The following is a 22,506-nucleotide window of genomic DNA, read 5'->3' as shown; positions in this document are numbered from 1 at the left end:
GTAGTGTGAAACGTGATTACTACGAAATTCTTGGGATTGACAAGAATGCTTCCCAAGAGGAAATAAAGAAAGCCTATCGTCGATTGGCTAAGAAGTACCATCCGGATATAAATCTAGATAAAAAAGAAACAGGAGAGAAATTCAAGGAAATCTCCGAGGCATATGAAATTTTAGCTGACCCTGACAAGAGAGCTAATTATGACAGGTTCGGTCATGCCGCCGTTCAAGACGCCTTCGGTAGGGGTGGTTTCTCCTGGGGGGATTTCACTCATTTTGGGGACATAGAGGACATCTTCGGCAGAGATTTCTTTGGAAGGGATATCTTCGACATATTTTTTGGCCCTAAAAAAGAGAGACACAGGTCCGCCAGAGGTGCCGATCTAAGGTATGACCTGGATATAACCCTGGAGGAGGCTGCCTTCGGCGCCACCAAAGAGGTCGAAATAGCTCGAATGGTGACCTGTGACTCTTGCGACGGATCGGGCGCTAGGCCAGGAGGTTTGAAAGTTTGCTCTGATTGCAACGGAACAGGGCAAATAAGCCAGTCTAAGAGGACTGCTTTTGGAATGTTCACATCAGTCACCACATGTAACAAATGCCGTGGAAAGGGAAAAATCATAGAATCAGTTTGCACCACCTGCCACGGCGATGGAAAAGTTCGGCGCACAAGGAAAATATCCGTAAAAATTCCGCCCGGAGTGGACATCGGCTCTCGTCTGAGAATCGTGGGAGAGGGTGAAGCAGGCATAAGGGGGGGATCTGCTGGAGATTTGTACATAATAGTTGATGTCAAGCCCCACGAGATTTTCAAGCGTGAAGGAGACGATGTCATTTGTGAGATTCCCATCAGCTTTACCCAAGCAGCCCTTGGAGCAGAGGTAGAGGCCCCAACATTGGAAGGCAAAACCAAGATTAAAATCCCCCCAGGCACGCAGACCGGAACCCTGTTTAGTTTAAAGGGGATGGGCATCCCTCACCTGAATAGAAGGGGCAAAGGAGACCAGCACGTAAAAGTGGCGGTAAAGACGCCCACGAAGCTAAGTAAAGAGCAGAAAGAATTGCTGTTAAAGCTGGAAGAGAATGAAAAATCCACGGGATTCTGGAAAAGGTGAATTTTTGTTGCGTTATGACTGCAAAGCAAAGAATTAAAAGATTAGGTAGGCAGTAAAAACTTCGCTTATTCCGCAACTTTTATTAGCTTATAGCAAGACCTCTTTTCAACCATGACGAATATCGGAGATGTAATGCGGGAGAAAGTGGTCACAGTTGACGAGAACAGTACTGTGGAAACAGCATGCAAGATCATGGGCGAAAGGCACATAGGGAGCGTTGTAGTAACACACAAAGATAAACCCTATGGGATATTCACTGAGCGGGATTTGCTATCAAAAGTCATCACAAAAGGAGCAGATATAAAAAAGGTGAAGGTCAAGGATTTTACATCAGAGCCCATAGTTACCATAAGCCCGGATTTTCATATTAGAGAGGCTGCCAGGATAATGGCTGATCTGAAAATCAAGAGACTCCTGGTAATGAAAGATGAAAAAATAATCGGGATATTCACTGCCGCGGATTTAGCAGATTTTATCGCAAAGTCCACTCTTTAGTTCGGAGGAACAATAAAATGAGTGCCGAAGGTCATCGAGATGTGAAACTAAAATGTTCAATTTGTGGTAAAGAGCTGCTGCAGAATGATTTCGGTAAAAAATGGAGAAGATGCCATTTTTGCGGAGAGCCGATTTGCTTCGATGATACACATTATTTAGGTGTTAAAACAAGAGGATTGTACAACGACTATCTTGATGTTGTCCCTGTATGCAAAAAATGTTATCCGAAGGGATTGTAAAAATTAATTTTTTTTTCAAACTTGCGTCAAATGTCTTTCCCCGTATCTGGCTTGCCATATCTGGCGCATCCAAGAATTAATTTTAATCCTATCTGATTTTAACTGAACTTAATGTAAACTATTGGTTGATATACAATTGAAAGGATATCGTTTGAACTCCAATATAGTCTGATTTTAACGCTAATTTTGAAAGAAGTAGGGTTTTTAAAAGCTCCGATTTTTAGTTAAAATTTGGATGAGAACGCTCTCATATTTCAATCCTCTTCGTCATTGGATTGTAGATGCACGTGGGATCTTCTTCTAGGAAGTCATCCTTGAAGAACCATGCTTTCTGCCTGCAGCCTCCGCATACGTCCTTATAATCGCAGACTCCACAGTTGCCCTTTAGAAACTCTTCTTTTCTGCGTAACTTGCACAGTAATTCGCATGGATTTTCATTCCAAATTTCATTGAACGTCTGCTTCTGAAGATTTCCTACTGTCTTATGAGGAGCAAAATGGCATGGGTTGACGTTTCCAAGGTAATCGACGTTTGCAACCTTGTTCCCCATAGAGCACCCCCCCGAGATCTTCAGCAACTTCCTCACAACATCCACGCGCTCTGGGTCTTCTTTCTTGAGCCTCTCTAAAATGTAAACGCCATCCATCGGCGAGTCAGTGGTCAGTATTTCGATCTCTTTATCCCTTAGCTCGATGGCCTTATCATATAGGTGTCTGAGTACCTCCACCCTCTGTGCCTTCGTGATATCCTGTACTGCGATGTTTTCACCTCTTCCAGTTGGCACCAGATGATACAGGCAAAAGCGAGGTACGTTCATTTGTACCGCCAACTTCAGCAGCGCAGGTACCTGACCCCAGTTATCTCTGGTGATAGTGATTCTGAAGCCTGTTCTCAATCCAACATCCATCGCATTCTTTAGTCCATCCATCGCCATCTTCCAGGCGCCTTGGACGCCCCTAAATCTATCGTGAATCTCTGGCGTTACTGCGTCGATGCTGACTCCCACATAACGTATATCTGCATCCCTCAATTTTTGCGCAATCTCTGGCGTGATCAACGTACCATTAGTCGAAAGGACAGTACGCAACCCCACATCTTTTGCGTGATGAACCCAAGGAAAAAAATTCTTGCTCGCAAGCGGCTCTCCTCCTGTAAAGATGAGCATTGGAATACTTGACTCAGCGAGTTCATCAATCAATCGAACGCCTTCAACCAGCGTCAATTCATTAGGATGTGGAGCAGGCGCTGCACTGGCGTAGCAGTGATCGCATCTAAGGTTGCACTCTCGTGTGATATTCCACATCACCACTGGCTTGGTCTCAGATGAGAATCTGATGAGATCATCTGGAGCTTTTGATGCAGCCATTTCTTTCGCTCGTAGAGCATCCCATACCGTTCCCTTGTCTGCTAAGACCTTCGAGAATATGATCACGTTATGATCCAACCTTTTTTATCTCATCCAACATGTTCTTAAAGGTAAATCGTTTGGGAATCACATCCACATGGACACCATTTTTCTTAAGAGCAGTTGCAGTTGCCTCTCCTATCGCAGCAATGGTTCTCTCATTCATTTTTTCGATGATGTTATGTCTTACACCTAGCTCCTCTGCGATGGTCAAGAAATTCTTCACGGTCATCGTGCTAGTGAACGTATACACATCGATCTCACCTTTCAATGCTACCTCTATCAATTGTCTTGAACGCTCATCCCTCGGTGAGATGATTTCATATACTTGGACTTCGTGAACAAAGGCGCCGTTTTTTCGTAGCCCTTTGACTAGAAGTTGGCTTCCTTGTGTGCTTCGCACCACTTCGACCTTTTTTTCTTTGACATACGGTGCCAGCATAGATACGATTCCGCTGGAGGAGTGTGTTCTCGGCATGCCATCTACATCAATGCCATGTTTTTCCAGCTCTCGTTGCGTACTAGGACCGATCGCAATGATCTTGCACTCGTTGAGCGCATCAATGAATTTTTTGGTGCAATTTGCTTTTTTCAAGACTTTAAATGCTTTTTTCAGTGTAAATCGGACCCCATTTGTGCTGGTAAAGATCACATAATCTGCCTCGCTCCCCAAAACGTGTTGGACGAAGACATCGAACTCCGGATCGCCCCTCTCTCGGAGCTCTATCATCGAAGCGGCAATCACTTTATATCCATAGGATTTGGCTAGCTCAGCGGACTCCTCTAGATGTTCTTTTGGGCGTGTGATTGCAATGATCTTCATCCCATCCTCTTGCGCAGCTTGACTACGTCGCCGATGACCATAACTGCGGGTGGTTTTACACCTACCTTTTTCGCAATATCAACGATGTTATCCAAGGTTCCCACAGTAATTCTCTCCTCCTCCGTTGTACCTCGCTCGATCAAAGCAACTGGCGTCTTCGGGTCCTTGCCATTTTTTAACAACTCATCTACGTTGCGCTGAAGATTTTTCACGCCCATCAAGATTACAAGAGTTCCCTTCAATTTTGCCAGTAGGCCCCAATCTATCGCCAATGCTTCCTTTGCTGATTCGTGTCCAGTGATGAACGTCACCATCGATGCATAATCGCGATGTGTTAGTGGAATGCCAGCATAAGCAGGTGCGGCCATGGCAGATGTGATGCCAGGAACGATCATAACTTTTATCCCAGATGCAGCTAATGCCCCCGCTTCTTCTCCCCCCCTACCAAACAGATAAGGATCTCCACCCTTGAGTCTTACGACTGTACGACCCTCTCTTACATATTTGATCAGCATCTGATTTATCTCATCCTGTTCGAATTTATGAAGGTGTGCATCTTTACCAACGTCGATTAACTCAGCTCCAGCAGGGAGTGATTTGATTATCTTATCTCCGACCAATTGATCGTACAGGATAACATCAGCTTCTTTGAGGATTTGTTCCGCTTTTTTCGTGAGCAATTCAGGGTCGCCTGGTCCAGCACCGACCAGATAGACCCTACCCTCGTATCCTTTTGATGGTTTCTTCAATTAATTCAGCCCCACCATTATTTTTTAGTTCAGTTCCTATTTCAATAGCAGCCGAGCCATAGTCTCCGACCTGGATCGAACGTTTGATGGATACGTATTGATCCCCCTCAGGCGAAAGAACTTCTGCCTGAACGGTGATTTCATCGTTGACTTGGGCCAAGATGCCCATTGGAACGATGCAGCCACCACCTAGAACTTTGAGGATGATGCGCTCCACCTCAGTCTCTATCCTGGATGCTCTGTGATCAAGTACATGAATGCATTCCTCTGCATCTGTGTCTTTTTTCGCCACCACAGCTATTGCCCCTTGGTTGGCAGAAGGTATGAATGGAAGACGTTTCATCTCTGCAACGAGGTTCAGCCTATCGAGGGCTGCCTCAGCCACGATGATCGCATCATAGTCCCCTTGTCGCAATTTTCGCAGCCTGGTATCCACGTTGCCTCTGATGTTCTGAATGACCAAATCGGGTCTGAGCCGAAGCAATTGTGCTTTTCGTCTCATGCTGGATGTGCCTATAACTGTACCCCTTGGTAGCTCATCGAGCTCGTAATCGCTGACCAGCGCATCATAAGGTGAGCTGCGGCGTAAAACCGCAGCCATGACCAGCTCTTTTGGTCGTTCAGTTGGCAGGTCCTTCATGCTATGCACGGCTATATCTATTTCTCCCTCCAGCATCATCTCATCGATCTCTCTGATGAAGACGCCAAAACCAGAGAACTCTCGCAATGGGCGGTCAGCAAAGGCATCACCAGTTGTCTTGACGATCCTTATATCGGATTCGATTCCTTTTTCCCGTAGCAATGCACGCACAATCTCTGTCTGCGCTAGTGCAAGTGCGCTGCCCCTGGACCCGATTATCATGCTAGGTTTGCCTCATATGCATTGATCGTTCTCTCGACATCGCCTGTTGAATGGGCTGAGGAAAGAAAATCGCTCTCAAACTGGGAGGGGGGAAGAAATATCCCGCTCTTAAGCATTCGACCAAAAAACTCAAGATAGGCTTTACTGTCACACTTAAACGCATCTTGATAGTTGTGCACCTCACCTCCAAAAAAAATCTTGAAGATGGATCCGACGCCAGCAACCGTATAATCAAGTCCATGATCGTCTACGATATCACGCAACCTAGCACGTAGTTCATCTCCCATCGAATTCACCTTTTGATGGATTTTTTTTCTATGTAGCACATCTATTGTCGCCAAGCCAGCCGTAAGTGAAACAGGATTGCCATTGAAGGTTCCAGCCTGATAGACTTTACCTGCTGGCGATATGTTTTCCATGATCTCTTTTTTTCCGCCGAAGACACCTATGGGAAAACCACCTCCCAGAATCTTACCCAGCGTGGTCATGTCTGGCGTGATGCCATACCATTCTTGAGCACCGCCCATCTCCAGTCGAAAGCCGGTGATGACCTCGTCGAATATGAGTACGATGTCGTTTTCTTTTGTCAAGGTGCGCACCTCTTGTAGATACCTCTCTTCTGGTAAAATCGGCCCTACATTGCCCATCACAGGTTCCAGTATGACTGCAGCTATGTCATGGTGATATCCATCCATCGCATCGGTCATCGCTTCTATATCATTGAAAGGAACCTGTAGCGTGTGTTTTGTGAAATCTGGCGGAATGCCCAGTGAATCAGGAGTTCCCAGAGATGTGGCGCCAGACCCTGCTTTCACTAGAACGGCATCATGTGCACCATGAAATCCGCCCTCGATCTTTATGATCTTGTCTTTACCTGTAAAGCCACGTGCAGCCCTTATTGCGCCCATGGTAGCTTCCGTCCCAGTGTTGACGAAACGTACCATGTCGATGCTTGGATAATACTTAACTATCTCTTTGGCAAGAGCTATCTCTTGCTCAATCGGCGTCCCATAGATCCATCCCTTATCCAATTGGCGCACGATGGTCCTCTTCACAGCAGGAGGATTATGCCCGAGGATCAGAGGGCCATATGCCATACAATAATCTACGTATTCATTGCCGTCCACATCAAATATCTTTGAGCCCCTCGCAAAAGCAGTATAGAAAGGATACGGCTTTATGGCCCGAACAGGAGAACTCACTCCCCCAGGGAGAAGTTCTCTGGCTTCATTGAAGAATTCTTCCGATCTCATCTGAGCCACTCCGCAATCTCTTTGGCAAAATACGTTAGGATCAGATCGGCACCAGCCCTTCTGACTGCCAACAGGGACTCCATAACAGCCGTCTTTTCATCCAGCCAACCCTTTTCTGCGGCAGCCTTGACCATTGCATACTCGCCGCTGACGTTATAAGCCGCTAATGGAACACCAAACTCTGCCTTGACCCGATATATTATGTCTAAATATGGCAGTGCTGGTTTGATTAGTATGATGTCTGCACCCTCTTGTAGGTCCAATGACACTTCTCTCAGTGCCTCATCAGAATTGGCAGGGTCCATTTGATATGTGGCTCTGTCGCCAAACGCATATCCTGATTCGGCTGCCTCCCTGAAGGGAGCGTAGAAGGCTGAGGCGTACTTCACTGCATAGGACATTATGATCGTATCAGAAAAACCATCATCATCCAAGGCAGTTCTTATTGCATCTACCATTCCATCCATCATACCACTTGGAGCTACGATATCTGCCCCTGCTTCTGCATGACTGACTGCAGTCTTTGCAAGAATGTCCAACGTCGGATCGTTCAAGACTTTTTCATTCTCAACGACGCCGCAATGTCCGTGCGTCATGTATTCACAGAGGCAGACATCTGTGATCACAACAATATCCACTTCATCCTTGATCGCTCGTATCGCTCTCTGGATAATGCCATCTGGATCATATGCTGAACTTCCGATTTCATCTTTGTGGGAGGGGATGCCAAATAAGATGACGGCAGGAATGTCAAGGTCAGATACAGCCCTAACTTCATCCGCTATGCCAGTTAGGGGGAAACGAAACTGCCCAGGCATGGATTTGATCGGCACTGGCCTAGTACTTCTTTCATCCACGAACAGGGGGTATATCAGATTTCTCGTTGTTAGAGCTGTCTCTCTTACCATGGCACGCACCTTGGTCTGGCGCAACCGTCGCATTCTAAAGTCAGGGAACATATCTTCTTTTCACCTCACAGCCTGAACAATTTGGAGACGGATCGCAGAAAGTCCTCTTTTCCGTTTTCTGCCTCTTCTCTAAGTCTTTTAGTTGGCTGGGCAAGCATCTTTTTGACCAGCGAGGCAGTCAAATCATCTACGATCTCAATTTGGTCCTCGTCCAACTCTCTGATAGATCTCAGCCTATTGATTGCCCTCTTCTGCTCTTGGACTCTGATCATCTCAAACTGAGAATATAATGATGAGACGACTTCATCGGCTCTTTGCCGCTTGTAGTGTTTTTCCAACAATTCGAGTTCTTCCTCGATGATCCTTTCGACCTTTATAGCTTCAGCTTTCCTTTTTTCCAGATTTTTGTCCCTTATGATTCTCAGAGAGTCAATATTATGCAACTCAATGTTTGGAATCTCTGCCACGGACTCCTCTATGTCCCTAGGGGTTGCGATGTCTATGATAAGTATCTTTTTATCCAAGGCAGCCTCTCGCATCATTTTTGTCGTGATGATGAAATGTGGAGCTGCGGTTGCGCTAATGACAACATCCGATTGAGGGAGGTATTCCATGATCTCCTCAAAATGTATGGCCTTACCGCCCAATTCTCTGGCTAACTCCAACGCATTCTCATGCATTCGACTCGAGACGAAGATCGAATGAAGATTTCTCTGCGATAGTGCTCTTGCCACCAAAGAGCCCATCTCACCCGCACCGATGACCGTGACCGTTTTATCTTCTAAATCGCCAAGAATCTGCTCAGCCAATTCAACGGCAGTGGAACCTATGGAAACTGCCCCTACATTGATGTTGCTTTCCGTCCTTGCCCTTTTGCCAACGCTGATGGACTTGCTGAAAGCCATACCCAGATTTTTGCCAACCGTGCCAACCTTTTTTGCTAGACTGAACGCATCCTTGATTTGCCCAAGGATCTGATTCTCGCCGATGATCATTGACTCAAGACCTGTTGCAAGCCTAAGCAGGTGTCGAAGCGACTCCTCACGGTCATAGAATCTGATGATGTTTTCTGGGATGCTTTTTTGTTTGAGATATTCTCTAAGCGACAGATTGCCATTAGAAGAGTTGATATAGATTTCGACTCTATTACACGTTTGAAGTGTTATGCATTCATCGATGCCACTAAGAGAGTGTATCTCCTTCAGCGTATCCTCAAGATTTTCTGCTCTTGCACGCTCAATATCTCCTATGCTCGCCCATTCATGAGTGATTGCCATGCTGAATATTTCTGGCATCGCATCACTTATTACAGCATAATTGACTTAAGCGTTTTTCGCTCGGCTAATAGCGGTCTTGCAAACGCCTTTGTGTCCAAGTAGACTAAAAAGCTCTCCGTTTTCAACCGAGAGCCAATCACATTCAAGCCCTATCAATCCATTTGGATATTGCTAAGTCGCGAGCTTTATCATAGTCGCCCATGCTCTGCCATATCTCCTCATCGAATAGGATACTCAATAGAATTCTTTTTCTGAGCTTATGGTCCTTGACTTGCTGCTTCAATAGCGCCCTAATCTCGCACTGGAGCTTGACCATATCTGCATATTTCTCATCTATGATGTGCTCTACTTTCTTTCTGATGAGCTTTGACATTGCAGGGCTTTTACCCAATGTGGAGATGCCGATCGTAATATCTCCTCGCTTGAGGACAGAGGGAATGATGACGTCATCCACTCTATCCACAGAGTTCACCAGTATCTTGTGCTTCTTTGCCATCGCTGTGATCTTCGAGTTCAACGCCAAGTCGTCGGTAGCAGGAACTACCATAAATGCATCCTTGATGAGGGACTCAATTTTTATGTTTCCAAGATCGCTCTCAATCAATTTGATATATCCTTCATCTTTTAATTTGCATAGCGTTGAAGTAAAATCCTTGCTTACCACTGTAAGATCTGCACCTTGGAACAGCTTCGCCTTTCTCTCACCCACAAGCCCACCGCCAAATATGACGATTTTTTTGCTCTCGAGATCGATGACCAATGGAAGCAGCTTACTCAATTTGAAGTCCCACCTTTTTGAGCTCTCGTTCGCTAAACAACATCTCATAATCATATATGCCAGTCGCCTCAGCTATGCGCTCTGCTATGGCCTTGCATTCCTCTTTATCATGTCCATGCACCATCGCAAATACATTGTATCCCCATTTATTGGATCGCAAACGTTCATAGCAATGCGTAACCTCATCGAAAGATGCGATGATCCCTCCTACTTCATCCACCCTTTCTGAAGGCACAGCCCAAACGCACATCGCGTTTGCAACAATGCCAACTCTCCTATGCGCAATGGATGCGCCAAACCTATGGATGATGCCCGTATCCCTCAATTTTTTAAGTCTGGTTGTGACCTCTTCCTCCGAAATCCCTAGGGACGTAGCTATCTCAGCAAATGGCGTGGGTATTAGTGGAATTCCATCTTGCGTGAGCTTGAGCAATTTTACATCCATATCGTCCATTAGAATCACTTCATATCGAATTTTACCCTTATCTTGAACATTTTTGTTGCAGGAAGATCGATGGTCTCGTAGCCAAGCTTTTTTATTTCCCCTAGTATCTCTTCCAACCTCTTTTTGCTACGTGCAGAGATGGTAAACCAGACATTGTATCTGTGGGAGCGCAGATAGTTATGCGTTACCTCTGGATATTCATTGATTATGGCTGCTGTTGCATCTATCTTTTCGAAGGGCACGCTCATCGCCACTAAAGTGCTAATACCACCCAATTTTTTTATATCGATGATGGGCCCTAGGCGTCTGATTGCACCTTCTTCCAGAAGTCTTTTGACACGCGATATGGCGTCTTCTTCGCTGATTCCAAGTCTCTTGCCCAACTCCTCGAAAGGTTGAGATACGAGCGGTAATTCATCTTGCAACATATTCAGGAGACTCTTATCGAGGGCATCAAGCCTCATAGCAAATTCCTCGGTTGATATATACAGCACGGCTCCTCTGCCATATAATCACCAGTGGCAGCATACGCCCTTGCTCTACAACCGCCACAAACCCTTTTGAATTCACAGATGCCGCATTTGCCCTTTAATGTGTTAAAGTCCCTCAGGTTTTTAAAAACTCTTGATTGATGCCAAATTTGTTCGAACGATTGCTCCCTGATACTTCCCGCTAGTACAGGTAAGTAACCACAGGGGTATACCTCGCCTATTTTCGAGATGAAGCAGAATCCGGTGCCAGCTAGACACCCTCTGGTCATCATCGAAAGCCCACTTGCCTTTTCTGCTCTCCTCGACCTTTGATGCATGATCCTGAAGTAGTGTGGAGCGCATGTGGCTTTTAGCTGTAGCTGTACTTTCCCTTGCATGTCACAGAGCCAGCTTAACACGCGCTCATATTCCTCTGGCAGGATTTCATCTCCCTCGATAGCCTTTCCCCTGCCAACGGGTACAAACAAAAAGATGTGCAAGGCATCCGCCCCCAGCTCCAAGGATAAGTCCAAAATCTTTGGTATTTCCCCCATATTACGCTTTGTAACGGTCGTATTGATCTGAAAACTTAGATGTGCCTCTTTGAGCGCATTTATGCCCCTTAATGCGCCTTCGAACGCACCAAGCGTGCCCCTAAAGTCATCATGCGCCTTAGCACTTGCCCCATCTAAACTGATGCTAATACGCTGCACTCCTGCCTTTTTCAATTTGGCAGCTATTTCTGGGGTGAGAAGCGTCCCATTTGTCGCTAGGACCACTCGCATCCCCTTATCAGTTCCATACGCCGCAATCTCATATACGTCTTCCCTGAGCAACGGTTCACCGCCACTGAGAATCAATATCGGATCGGCAAATTTCGTTATATCATCGATGAGGTGCTTTGCCTCCTCTGTAGAGAGCTCACTCTCGTCACGCTCTTTTGTAGCAGAGGCTCTACAATGTACACATTTCAGATTACAAGCGCCAGTGAGCTCCCATGCAATTAACCTTGGCAAAAATGGGACCATTTTGATCATCGAACATTTAGAACACTTATTAACCTTAATTAGTTATGTATGGTATGCGTAGATGTATGTATTCATGATTCTGACAACTCTTCTGGACTTGCCCCCTTTGGGCGTAAATTTATCTCGATTTCCCAGGTTCAAAGACGAGCGATGCCAAAATAGTTGCCGTAGTTATTAAGCTGGCAAAAAGTGCATGAATTCCGCCAACAGGAAATAATAAATGTTTGTTGTATCGATTGAGATAACAATTATGGGCTATTAAACTAAATCATGTAAAAGGTTGAATCGTATCGCATAAAATAAAAAACAAGTTTTAGAACTTCGGGGATTATATATGCAAATATTAGCCATAGATGTGGGTGTCGGAACACAGGACCTTCTGCTTTATGATAGCGACGAGAGGATTGAAAACTGCATAAAGATGGTGCTGCCCACACAGACAAAAATCGTCGCCAAAAAGATCGCTGAGACGACTCATGAGGGTAAAGACATATTCTTGACCGGGGGAACCATGGGAGGCGGGCCAAGCACAAAAGCTGTCAAAGACCACATAGGGGCTGGTCTCAATGTGTATGCCACCGAATCTGCTGCCCTGACACTGTATGACAATCTGCAGAAGGTGAAAGACCTTGGCGTCAAGATTGTAGACGAGGCCCCCAAAAATGTGACACGCATCGAAACCAGGGATGTGGATATCGACGCAATCAAGCGTATATTATCCATGTTTGACGTCGAAGTCCCTAAAAAAGTCGCTATAGCCGTCCAAGACCACGGCTATTCGCCCAGAATGAGCAACCGCATTTTCAGATTCCAACACATCAAAAAGTTCATGGAGATGGGCGGGAACCTTTCATCTTTTGTCTATGTCTATAAAGATAACCTGCCTCCGTACCTAACCAGGATGGAGGCTGTGGCAAAGAGCTTAAGAGGCTATGATGTGGCTCTGACTGATACGGGGATAGCTGCAATTTGGGGTGCATTGACCGATCCTCCCATAATGGAAAAAGATCCTGTAATATTGATAAACGTCGGAAACGGTCACACGTTAGGAGCGTTGATGAGCGGCAAGACCATTGCAGGACTGTTTGAGCACCATACCCACTGCATGAACGCGGAAAAACTGGATGAATATATTGTAAAATTGGGGGAGGGGACGCTCACTTTCGATGAGATTTTTGATGACGGGGGTCATGGCTGTTTCATAAATGATGCCCCAGGTTTTGATGAGGTGGAGTTGATCGCAGTTACGGGTCCGAGGAGGTCCATGGCACGTGATTCAAAACTGGACCTCTATTTTGCAGCCCCGCATGGGGATATGATGATGACAGGGTGCTTTGGACTGGTCGAGGCTTATAAACACAAGTTTGGGGGATGCTGAGAGCTTGAGGGCCCTGTTAGTCCATCCCCCCTGTGAGAGGGAAATATATCAACGATTTTTGGGACTTACCGCACCACCGACTGGATTGGCCTATGTGGCTGCGGCGTTAGAGAAAGATAATGAAGTCAAGATCATTGACATGCCGGCCGAAAAAAAGGATATGGCAAAGGTCAAAAAGGAGATTGAGACTTTTAAGCCTGATATGCTGGGGGTGTACTGTGCGACCTATCGAGTCAACCATGCCAACCAGGTCGTCAACGCTACAAAAGAGGTTGACGCTAACATTAGAACGATAATGGGAGGCCCGCATGCCTCCCTGCTGGCAGAGGAGGTCTTGAGGGAAAATCCGAACCTCGATGTGGTGGTATGCGGCGAAGGTGACATCACCGTGCCAGAGCTGGCCAATGCCTGGGAGTCGGGAGAGCTGGCCAAGGTGAAAGGAATAGCTTTTCGAGAGAACGGACGCATCGTAAGAAATCCTCCGAGACCATTGATCGATGATCTGGATGGGCTTCCCTATCCTGCAAGGCATTTGTTGCCCATGGATAAGTACAGACTGTTTGAAACCTTCAGGATGGCTACAATGGTCTCAAGCAGGGGATGCCCCTATGGGTGCCATTATTGCAGCGTGTCAGCCATATATGGCAGAAAATGGAGAGCCAGAAGTGCGAAAAATGTCGTGGATGAGATGGAGCATTTGTGCGACAGCTATGACCTCGACCTGATCATGTTCTTTGACGACAACTTCGATCTGGACAGGAAAAGAACCGAGAATATATGCGATGAAATAACGGAAAGGGGGCTGGAGATTCCCTGGGGCTATGAGAGCTCGATCCTGAGCACCGACAGACACCACCTGAAAAAATTGGGAGAGGCGGGATGCAGGATAATCTCATACGGCATAGAGACCACCTCTCAAAAGTCGATCACGACCATGAAGAAGGACATCAGCACCTGGGAGATGAAAGAGGTCATGGATGATTCAAAAGACATGGGCATGCTGAGGATAGCCAACGTCATATTGGGTCTGCCGGGAGAGACGAGAGAGGATGTAGAAGAGAGCATAGAGCTGATGAAAGAGTTAAGCCCGGAATATCCGCTGTTTTTCCTGCCCACACCATACCCAGGAACGAAGTTTCATGACACCGCAGAAAAAATGGGAATGATCAAAGAGCTGGACTGGAGCAAGTACACCACAGCCAACCCGATCATAGAGACGCAAGAGCTCTCACTAAAGGAAGTGAGAGAGCTGAACGCAAAAGCCTACAAGGATTTTTATCTGAGGTCAAGTGCGATAAAAAACAATCTCAGGATGTTATCCAAGTTCACAAAAGAAGGGGTGATAAAGCCAAGGCATATCCCAGGTTTGGCATATCACCAGATGAAGACATGGGTGTGGCTTTTGAGAATGTGAGAAGGATTAAATTAATTTTTTGGTATTTAAAAACTATTTTACAACTATCTTGGTGTTAATCAACGAGGTAGTTCAAGTTTAAATAAGGTGAAAAAGAAAAGAGTGAAAGAAGAGAAGTAATGAATAAAAAACTGAACGTTGTCTTTAAAGAAGAATATGTAAAGGATTACGATGTACTCCTCGCAAACAACGATACTTTGAAGTTTCTAAACACGATCCCAGAAGATGAAAAGATTAAGCTCATAGTCACTTCGCCTCCTTATAATATAGGGAAGATCTATGAGAAAAGGCAAAAATTTGAAGATTATCTGAATTGGCAAAAAGAGGTCATTGGAAGATGTAAACAAATATTAAGTGATAACGGAAGTATATGCTGGGAGATAGGAAATTATATAGAAAATGGCGAGGTTTTTCCTCTTGACGCATATTTCTATGATATTTTTAAGGATTTGAATATGAAGATGAGAAATCGTATAATATGGCGATTTGGTCATGGTTTACATGCATCTAAACGTTTTTCTGGTAGATATGAGACAATTATGTGGTTTACTAAAAATGATAATTACACCTTTAATCTCGACGCTGTTAGAATACCTATCAAATACCCTGGTAAAAGATATTATAAAGGGAAAAATAAGGGCTTACCATCATGTAATCCTTTAGGTAAAAATCCTTCTGATATCTGGGATGTTATGATAAGAGATTGGGATGGCGAGGTTTGGGATATACCTAATGTGAAATCTAACCATCCAGAAAAGACTATTCATCCTTGTCAATTCCCTATCGAACTTATAGAGAGGTTAGTTCTTGCTTTAACTAATGAAGGAGATATTGTTCTTGATCCTTTTGTTGGTGTGGGATCAACAATTTTAGCCGCAGTAATTCATAATAGGCGTGCTGTTGGTGTTGATTATTCTGAAGAATATCTAAAAATAGCAATGTGCAGAATAAAAGAATATGAAAAAGGGAAACTTAAAAAACGTCCTTTTGGAAAGCCGGTATACCGACCCAAAGGCACTGAAAAAGTAGCTCGACCTCCAGAGGAGTGGAAAATGAAAAAGATTAATGAATTCTAATAGGGGGTAATTAATGGAGATCATTGCAGAATTTTCTTTTAAAAATGGGAAAGAATTCATAGGAAAAAATCATAAAGCCGAACTCAAAGAGATTAAAAAGATTATATCTTCTGTTGACGCCTCCCTCCTTAAAACAAAGATTAGCAAGGAAAAAACAATGAATGGCAAGGCTCTATATTCTCCTAAAGAATTGAACAAAGTATTCGATATGTTGTTTAAAGAGAGGGGGTGGAAAACTACTAGGATTAGTGTTGAAACAGAAATTCCTGAAATAGGGCAAATTCATAAGGGCTTTAGAGAGATGGATGCAGTTAAAAATAAGCTAGGTGTAGAAGTTCAATTTGGAAAGTACGCATTTATGGTTTACAATGTATGTGCAAAAATGACGATTTTTGCTAAGCAAGAAATCATCGATTCTGGTGTGGAAATAGTTCCCATGTTAAGCCTCGCAAGAGAGATGTCTTCTGGCGTATCATATTTTGAGCAGATGAAAACAGATTTGGAATGTAGAGGAGAGAGCAATATAGATATACCTACCTTAATTTTAGGCGTAGATGTTACTAAATCTAAAACTGTTCAAAAATAACTTAAATTTTGTCTAAAATTCAAATGAAATGTCAAATAAATCACTTAGCACTTTACAAACTAATAATCTAAAATCCCAAATATCTTCCTCAGTTATATCTAGTGTTGCTGTTTCATGATATAAAGAATTTCTAAGATTATGGAAAAAATCTATCTGTGTCCAAATAGCTTCTTCAAAATTGTAGTTATCCCTCATTGTTGATATCAAACCTTGTCTAAATCTTCTTTGGCTTTGACTTAATGGAAAACGAAGTACATTAACTATATATTCCTTGAAGGCAATCTCTAAACAACTATCCAGCAGAATCAATGAATATCTATTTTTATTTTGTAATTTCGATTGCAATATCATGTCTACAGCCAATATGTTCTCCAATAAACCTCTAGTCCAAGGAGAATTTCTTAGAACCATTATATTTTGGCGATTTGCTCTTTCATTGCGGGTGATACGACCTGGTGGAATATCTGGGAAGTCATCATCATTTTCGTTACGACTAGTTAAATCGACATTTTCAATTGTTCCTGTAGCATAAGGCACTATCTCTTCCTCGGCACTAGATGATAATCTTCTACTCAACTGCACATAAGGCTTAGCAAATTTTAAAACCAAATTCATAATCTGTTTATAGGTTGGATTTAGTGTATCAATATCGGATTTAGTACTATTCCAAGGCATATCTTTGTTCTTTCCATTCAATTTTATTATACCATAAAATCGTGCTATAGATGGGTGCGGAGAACCAAGAAGCCCCTTTGTAAAACCAAGTCTATAATCCTTTACGTGTTTTACAATTAAACGATCATTACAGTACAAATCAAAACCGTATTCGCCTATAATACTCGCCTCAAACCTTAACCCAACAATTATCTCACAATGAATAGAATCATTAGATCGACCTAATAGCTTGAATATATATCTTCTTGGATGACGATTCGGAGGATATGTCCAATCTTCAAATAGTGTCGGTCTAATACTCGTACCATTTAACTTAATTCTTACATTTCTATTCTTGATATAGTAATAATAAATTTCTCCTAACTTTCTTTTCAATTCGTCTATTATGGCTTCATTGAAATCAAATTTGAGATCTCTCAGTTTGAATATAGTTTTTCCTTCCTCAATGTTTTGTGTCCGATATTTTGGTATCTCCCACGAATCGGTATTTACCCACTCATCATCAACGACTATTTTAAAAGTATCTTCACCAGCAAATCTACTAATTGTTTCGGAGTAATGCGAAAGTGCAATTAATGCCCGTTTAGATCCTATTCCGAATATACCAATTGTCTCCTCCTCTTCAGTTCTTTCTGTCCCACCAGGTCAGGTTGAATAATCATATTTAGATTCTCTTCCTTTATTCCACCTGAGTTATCTTCATATTGAATTGTTTGTTCTACTTCATCCATAAAAATAGATATCACAAGAGAGAGTTCGTTATTCTGAAGAGTCATTTTGTCAATAGAGTTATCAATCATTTCACAAATTCCTCTTCTGAGATCAATGTCTTTTGACACTGCTAGTAAAATCTTTTTGTCTGGAGTCGCATCAATATTTTCTATGAACTCCTCTGGCATTTAACCACCTATGCTTTATAGTTTAGAGTGCTAGTATATAATATTATATTTTTATTTAAGATTTTTACTAGATGGATTATAAAACCTATTTTTAAAACTTTTTTTCTTTTAATCTCCTTTTGGTATTTAAATTGAAGAAATATCAATTTTTAAAAGCTTCTTAAAATCGAAAAAAATGCCTATGTAATTAATATTGTTATATTATAGAAAAAGCAGTATAAGAAATAATGCAAGCCCTATCATACATACAGCAATTCCTGCGGTTACAAGCATTTCTTTTTTATGTTTCTCATCTTTTGTAAGAGGCCTGATTTTTCCTTCTTTTCTATATTTATCTTCAATTGATTGACCCAATGCTAATCCAAAAGCAACCCCAAGTGCAGGTCCTATCCCAATTAATCCCGGATTTTCTAAAGCAAAACTGAGCGGGACTCCAATCCCTGTAAAGATGGCAATACCTATTCCCATCCACATTCCTACAAAATGACCTTCAGGATAAGTCTTGTTTTTTCTTCCTCTTTCACAAAAATATAAATTAAGACTAGGATATTTAAAAATTCTGTTCATTAGATTCAAAAATAAAAAAAATCAAAAAAATAGAGTTGGTGAAGGTCGCACTCAAATCAAACCGAACTACGTTAACCCTTCCAAAGCTTGTACACGGCAAACACTACCAGCAGGTAGGCTATCGTCCGAATGACGATGAGCAGAACTTCCAGAGCATCCTTAAGACCGAGCAGTGTCATAGCGTGCGAAAAGCCGAAAAGGCCGAAGGCCAAACCCACGTATAGAGCCGTCTTGTTCTTGCTCTTTTGATAAGTCCACAAGCCCAGTCCCAGTATTATGACGGACAGCACCAGGTTCACCACGTATATGGGGTCCCACACAAAAGCCATTATTGGTCACCTCCTTTAATCATTAGATACTTCCTGTATTATATAACCTTTTAAGACATCTTTGATAAATCTAAAGAAGTATCAAATAGTAAGCGATATATTTTAGACGATTGGAGAAAATGACCACAGAGAACCAGAAGCGGGTATTTGTCATCGGGCACACGCATCCTGACTCGGATTCCGTCTGCTCCGCTATCGGCTATGCCTACCTCAAGAACGCCCTCGATAAAAAGCACCAGTATGTCCCTGCCAGTGCGGGCGATTTGAACGGTGAGACTAAATTTGTGCTCTCTAGATTCAACTTCGAGCACCCGATGAAGATGGAGAGTCTTGCAGCCAACGTAGGCGATATGGACTTGAGGAAACCCATTGTCGCATCGCCCAACGATTCGATACGGGACGTTGCATCTTTAATGAGGGAGAAAGCCATCCGTACTGTGCCGATCGTCGACCCGGAGGGAAAGCTCCTGGGAATCGTGGGACTTCGAGACATCGCAGAATATTACATCGCCAATCTGGGACGCAGGGATTTATCCACCACACCGATTGACCTGAACACCCTAATCAGAGCCTTAAATGGAAACGTGATCGTTAATCCTCAAAAGTTAAACAAATTAACCGGCAGGGTATTTATTGCGGCAATGCAGAGACTGACAATTTTAGACAGAATACACGCCGGCGACGTAGTCATTTTGGGCGATAGGACAGACATCCAATTGGATTTGATTAAAAAGGGATGCTCAGCCCTTATAATTACCGGCAATTCTCCGATTAGCCCTGAAGTCACGAGAGAGGCATCAAGGTCTGATACATTGCTCATCTCTTCGCCCCACGATACCCTCACTACTGCCAGATTGCTCGAGTTGTCCACGCCGCTTTATTCGATAATGTCCAAGAATGTGCCGGTCGCTGAACGGTATACGCGAATTGCAGAATTAAGACGGAAGGTTTTGGAGTCCGATTATCGCAGTGCGTTAATCGTAGACAGCGAACTTCGATTACTCGGCATCGTCACTCGGACCGATTTACTGCAGCCCATACAAAAGAAGGTCATTTTGGTCGATCATAATGAAATATCTCAGGCGGTTGATGGCGTGCAAGAGGCGAATATATTGGAGATCATCGACCATCACCGAGTCGGCGATATATCAACCCTCATGCCCATTCGCGTTCACAATGAGCCGATTGGCAGCACCTGCACAATTGTGGCAGAGCAGATGCTGCTTCATCAAATTGCCATTCCTGAAGATATGGCGGGATTACTGCTCTCAGGATTGCTGTCTGATACACTAATGTTGACTTTATCCACCACCACCGATCTCGACAAAGAGTTAGCACGTAAATTAGCCCGTATCGCGCATGTCAGGATAGAGGAATATGGCAAAGAGCTTTTGACGGCATGTATAAGCCTAAAGGGAAAATCCGGCAGAGAGATCCTGCTTCATGATTTTAAGGAATACGAACTCGGGGGTAAGAGAATTGCCGTTGGGCAAGTGATGGTGATAGATAAAGAGGACATAAAGGCTAAAGAAAGCGATATAAAGGCAGCAATGGAGAGCTTACGTGCGGAGAAGCGCTACGATTTGGTCGTTCTCCTGATTATGAACCCCCTGGAATCAGGTGAGGAGCTTATGGTCACAGGCGAGAAGTGGCTAATAGAGAAGGCTTTTGAAATTGAGATAAAAAACGACAAAGGTTTTATTCCCCAGATTTTATCGAGGAAAAAGGACTTCATTCCGAAGATCGGTTATGTATGCACTACTTCCTGAGCATACCCTTGATTCGCGGCTCGCATAAGAGCTTGATCGATGGGATTTTACTTTTTTAATATATATCTAAGTAAGAATGAAATTTAAAATTTTAAACCTATCCTGTATTTCTTTTAACCTATTCGCTTCGCTTAAGGCTCAATTACTCAGAATCTAACCAGGCTGTTCCACAGCGTTTACAGACATCTTTCATGCACCAATCATGGTATATGGCACCGCATATTGAGCAGGTGGTCGCCTCTGTCTCGTCCACCTCGATGCCACAACCGTCACATATGCCAACTACCTCTGCTTCAAGCTCCTCATCTTCATCTAATGATTCTTCTTCAGGGTCTTCATATTTCATGATATCACTATGCGTGAATGAAATACTATTTATACTTTTCCAAGCACTATGGTAACGATAGAATGACATGGTATGCTGACCTGATCGAATCAAGTGAATCAACAACTTCATTTATCCGAAGAAAGTTCAAAAACGCAAAATTTGAGGTGGTCAGGCAATATGGGCACAAGGATGGCATCATCAGAGAGTCACGCTTCGTATTGGACGGCAAAAAACTGGTCACCAGCAAGGTCATCATTCCCATTGACAACCCCTCTGATTTTTTGCAGTTGATAAATAAAAAAGAGCTGACTATCGGCGATATCCTGGAGAGAAAAGGATTTCGGGTGGAAAAATATGTGAGATCCCATGGCAAATCCTCTAAGCACTACACGATAAAGGGAGACGTATGCATGGAGATATTTGAGGAGTATTTTGAAGATGGCTGATCAGATGTCATACGATATAATAGTGGTCGGAGCCAGTCCTGCTGGTTTGATGGCAGCGTGGAAAGCTTCACAGGCGGGATCGAGCGTATTGCTTTTGGATAAAAAGGAGCGAATTGGGGATGGACCGCACCCGGCAGACACGACGTTTGAGGGTATGTTTAAAATAACCGGCTTAAGCATCCAAAAAGAATACGTGATTCATGGGTTAAGGGGCATGCACATCGTATCCCCGTCTGGCTTCAGAATTGTAATCAACAGCCCGGGATTCGCCATCGATAGAGCTATGTTCGATGAATATTACGCTGGAATTGCCCGGGATTCGGGTGCCGAGATCAAGACAGGCTCAAGGGCCATTGACCTAACACTTGGCGATGAGACTCAGGAGGTGACCACAAGAGAGAATAACGAGAAGAGAGCTTATAAGGCAAAGATCGTCATCGGAGCTGACGGCATAGAATCGTCCATCCCCCATTGGGCTGGATTGAAATCCATGAAGCATCCAGAGGAGATGGCCTCAGCAGTTCAAGCAGAAATGATCGGCGTTGAGACAGAGTACCCAGACTATTTTCAATATCACATAGGGCGGTCGGTGGCACCTGGCTGGAAGGCAACCATATCTCCTAAAGGCGACTCTAAAGCAAGCGTTGCAGCCTTTGTTCGCAATGCACCAAGACCTGCCATGGAATACTTCAATCAATTTGTTTATAAGAACAAGTTGGCATCTCACTTTTTCGAGAAGGCTAAAATCCTGGACCTTTTGGAGGGAGGGGACCCCATAGCCACCATGCCGGGTGATTTAGTAGACAAGGGAATCATGATCGTCGGCGGTGCAGGTGGACAAGCAGGCTTACCCTATGGAATGTTAGCTGGGATCATAGGCGGTGATGTGGCAGCCAAAGCCATAGCAGCAGACGATATATCTAAAAAACGCCTTGAAGGATATGTAGGTAGGTGGCGCAAGGAATTATTCCCAGAATACAAGACAGGCTATAGGGCGCTCAAGGTCATGGAGAGAATACCGGACGAAGACGTTGATAAAATGGTCAAAGCTCTTCGGGATGTTGACGTTACGAGAGAGCTATCCAGACATTCAACGACTTTCATGAAGGGCCTAGGCATCCTTTCATTGGCACTTAGGAAGGACCCAAAGCTCCTGCGATTGGTAAAATATCTTGTATGACTGACTACTTACTAA

General features: G+C 43.8%; 26 protein-coding genes. 10 read left to right on the top strand and 16 right to left on the bottom strand.

From position 1 onward, the window contains the following. The first annotated feature begins 5 nt into the window (after positions 1–5). The 3 genes from dnaJ to PHI74_05790 all read left to right on the top strand — a co-directional run bounded on the left by dnaJ (position 6) and on the right by PHI74_05790 (position 1,846). Positions 6–1,112, top strand: coding sequence for a molecular chaperone DnaJ (gene dnaJ, locus PHI74_05800; protein MDD5485518.1), 1,107 nt, complete (start codon positions 6–8; stop codon positions 1,110–1,112). A 111-nt stretch (positions 1,113–1,223) separates the two neighbouring features. Beyond that, positions 1,224–1,607 (top strand): CBS domain-containing protein, encoded by a 384-nt coding sequence (locus tag PHI74_05795; protein ID MDD5485517.1) that lies wholly within the window; start codon positions 1,224–1,226, stop codon positions 1,605–1,607. A gap of 17 nt (positions 1,608–1,624) precedes the next feature. Further along, a complete protein-coding gene (locus PHI74_05790; protein ID MDD5485516.1) occupies positions 1,625–1,846 on the top strand; it encodes a hypothetical protein in 222 nt (73 codons plus the stop codon). Positions 1,847–2,093: 247 nt separating this feature from the next. Here the strand turns inward: PHI74_05790 and PHI74_05785 are convergent, their stop codons facing one another. From PHI74_05785 to ahbD, 11 genes are all read right to left on the bottom strand, one after another. Then, positions 2,094–3,290 carry a radical SAM protein gene (locus PHI74_05785; protein MDD5485515.1) on the bottom strand — a complete coding sequence of 399 codons (1,197 nt, stop codon included), beginning with the start codon at positions 3,288–3,290 and terminating at the stop codon, positions 2,094–2,096. Next, on the bottom strand, positions 3,280–4,074 hold the full coding sequence (locus tag PHI74_05780; protein MDD5485514.1) for a uroporphyrinogen-III synthase: 795 nt from the start codon (positions 4,072–4,074) through the stop codon (positions 3,280–3,282). Before PHI74_05780 ends, PHI74_05785 begins: the two co-directional genes overlap by 11 nt. Beyond that, a complete protein-coding gene (gene cobA, locus PHI74_05775) occupies positions 4,071–4,823 on the bottom strand; it encodes a uroporphyrinogen-III C-methyltransferase (GenBank protein MDD5485513.1) in 753 nt (250 codons plus the stop codon). Before cobA ends, PHI74_05780 begins: the two co-directional genes overlap by 4 nt. Further along, positions 4,792–5,685, bottom strand: a complete 894-nt coding sequence (gene hemC, locus PHI74_05770; GenBank protein MDD5485512.1) for a hydroxymethylbilane synthase — start codon at positions 5,683–5,685, stop codon at positions 4,792–4,794. The genes cobA and hemC overlap by 32 nt, the downstream gene beginning before the upstream one ends. Then, entirely contained in the window at positions 5,682–6,938 is a 1,257-nt protein-coding gene (gene hemL, locus PHI74_05765; protein ID MDD5485511.1) for a glutamate-1-semialdehyde 2,1-aminomutase, read from the bottom strand. Before hemL ends, hemC begins: the two co-directional genes overlap by 4 nt. After that, positions 6,935–7,897 carry a porphobilinogen synthase gene (hemB, locus tag PHI74_05760; protein ID MDD5485510.1) on the bottom strand — a complete coding sequence of 321 codons (963 nt, stop codon included), beginning with the start codon at positions 7,895–7,897 and terminating at the stop codon, positions 6,935–6,937. Before hemB ends, hemL begins: the two co-directional genes overlap by 4 nt. Positions 7,898–7,911: 14 nt before the next feature. Then, positions 7,912–9,141: a glutamyl-tRNA reductase gene (gene hemA / locus PHI74_05755; GenBank protein MDD5485509.1), complete on the bottom strand. Its 1,230-nt coding sequence runs from the start codon at positions 9,139–9,141 to the stop codon at positions 7,912–7,914. A 124-nt stretch (positions 9,142–9,265) separates the two neighbouring features. Beyond that, a complete protein-coding gene (locus PHI74_05750; protein MDD5485508.1) occupies positions 9,266–9,901 on the bottom strand; it encodes a bifunctional precorrin-2 dehydrogenase/sirohydrochlorin ferrochelatase in 636 nt (211 codons plus the stop codon). Then, positions 9,894–10,355, bottom strand: a complete 462-nt coding sequence (locus tag PHI74_05745; protein ID MDD5485507.1) for an AsnC family transcriptional regulator — start codon at positions 10,353–10,355, stop codon at positions 9,894–9,896. Before PHI74_05745 ends, PHI74_05750 begins: the two co-directional genes overlap by 8 nt. 5 nt (positions 10,356–10,360) lie before the next feature. Next, on the bottom strand, positions 10,361–10,810 hold the full coding sequence (locus tag PHI74_05740; protein ID MDD5485506.1) for an AsnC family transcriptional regulator: 450 nt from the start codon (positions 10,808–10,810) through the stop codon (positions 10,361–10,363). After that, on the bottom strand, positions 10,807–11,853 hold the full coding sequence (gene ahbD / locus PHI74_05735) for a heme b synthase (GenBank protein ID MDD5485505.1): 1,047 nt from the start codon (positions 11,851–11,853) through the stop codon (positions 10,807–10,809). The genes PHI74_05740 and ahbD overlap by 4 nt, the downstream gene beginning before the upstream one ends. A 325-nt stretch (positions 11,854–12,178) precedes the next feature. Between ahbD and PHI74_05730 the strand changes: the two genes are divergently transcribed. From PHI74_05730 to PHI74_05715, 4 genes are all read left to right on the top strand, one after another. Beyond that, positions 12,179–13,222 (top strand): DUF1786 domain-containing protein, encoded by a 1,044-nt coding sequence (locus PHI74_05730; protein ID MDD5485504.1) that lies wholly within the window; start codon positions 12,179–12,181, stop codon positions 13,220–13,222. Between the two features lie 4 nt (positions 13,223–13,226). Beyond that, positions 13,227–14,636 (top strand): radical SAM protein, encoded by a 1,410-nt coding sequence (locus tag PHI74_05725; GenBank protein ID MDD5485503.1) that lies wholly within the window; start codon positions 13,227–13,229, stop codon positions 14,634–14,636. Between the two features lie 119 nt (positions 14,637–14,755). Continuing rightward, positions 14,756–15,712 carry a site-specific DNA-methyltransferase gene (locus PHI74_05720; GenBank protein MDD5485502.1) on the top strand — a complete coding sequence of 319 codons (957 nt, stop codon included), beginning with the start codon at positions 14,756–14,758 and terminating at the stop codon, positions 15,710–15,712. A 13-nt stretch (positions 15,713–15,725) separates the two neighbouring features. Further along, positions 15,726–16,298 (top strand): BglII/BstYI family type II restriction endonuclease, encoded by a 573-nt coding sequence (locus PHI74_05715; GenBank protein ID MDD5485501.1) that lies wholly within the window; start codon positions 15,726–15,728, stop codon positions 16,296–16,298. A 12-nt stretch (positions 16,299–16,310) separates the two neighbouring features. Here the strand turns inward: PHI74_05715 and PHI74_05710 are convergent, their stop codons facing one another. The 4 genes from PHI74_05710 to PHI74_05695 all read right to left on the bottom strand — a co-directional run bounded on the left by PHI74_05710 (position 16,311) and on the right by PHI74_05695 (position 18,768). Beyond that, positions 16,311–17,348, bottom strand: a complete 1,038-nt coding sequence (locus PHI74_05710) for a hypothetical protein (protein MDD5485500.1) — start codon at positions 17,346–17,348, stop codon at positions 16,311–16,313. A gap of 215 nt (positions 17,349–17,563) precedes the next feature. After that, positions 17,564–17,872, bottom strand: coding sequence for a hypothetical protein (locus tag PHI74_05705; protein MDD5485499.1), 309 nt, complete (start codon positions 17,870–17,872; stop codon positions 17,564–17,566). 201 nt (positions 17,873–18,073) lie between these two features. Next, a complete protein-coding gene (locus PHI74_05700; GenBank protein ID MDD5485498.1) occupies positions 18,074–18,439 on the bottom strand; it encodes a hypothetical protein in 366 nt (121 codons plus the stop codon). 71 nt (positions 18,440–18,510) lie between these two features. Further along, a complete protein-coding gene (locus PHI74_05695; protein ID MDD5485497.1) occupies positions 18,511–18,768 on the bottom strand; it encodes a hypothetical protein in 258 nt (85 codons plus the stop codon). Between the two features lie 119 nt (positions 18,769–18,887). Between PHI74_05695 and PHI74_05690 the strand changes: the two genes are divergently transcribed. Then, on the top strand, positions 18,888–20,537 hold the full coding sequence (locus tag PHI74_05690) for a putative manganese-dependent inorganic diphosphatase (GenBank protein ID MDD5485496.1): 1,650 nt from the start codon (positions 18,888–18,890) through the stop codon (positions 20,535–20,537). A gap of 142 nt (positions 20,538–20,679) precedes the next feature. On the opposite strand, the gene PHI74_05685 is transcribed toward PHI74_05690, so the two are convergent. Then, positions 20,680–20,883, bottom strand: a complete 204-nt coding sequence (locus PHI74_05685; GenBank protein MDD5485495.1) for a hypothetical protein — start codon at positions 20,881–20,883, stop codon at positions 20,680–20,682. Between the two features lie 62 nt (positions 20,884–20,945). Between PHI74_05685 and PHI74_05680 the strand changes: the two genes are divergently transcribed. Continuing rightward, complete coding sequence (locus tag PHI74_05680; GenBank protein ID MDD5485494.1) at positions 20,946–21,311, top strand: hypothetical protein; 366 nt, start codon at positions 20,946–20,948, stop codon at positions 21,309–21,311. Then, entirely contained in the window at positions 21,304–22,491 is a 1,188-nt protein-coding gene (locus tag PHI74_05675; GenBank protein ID MDD5485493.1) for an NAD(P)/FAD-dependent oxidoreductase, read from the top strand. The genes PHI74_05680 and PHI74_05675 overlap by 8 nt, the downstream gene beginning before the upstream one ends. Positions 22,492–22,506: the final 15 nt, after the last annotated feature.

The organism is Methanocellales archaeon, from assembly GCA_028715985.1.
Taxonomy (GTDB): Archaea; Halobacteriota; UBA148; order UBA148; family UBA148; genus UBA148.
The sequence above is the reverse complement of the archived record's forward strand: the minus strand, read 5'-3'. Positions and strand labels throughout refer to the sequence as shown.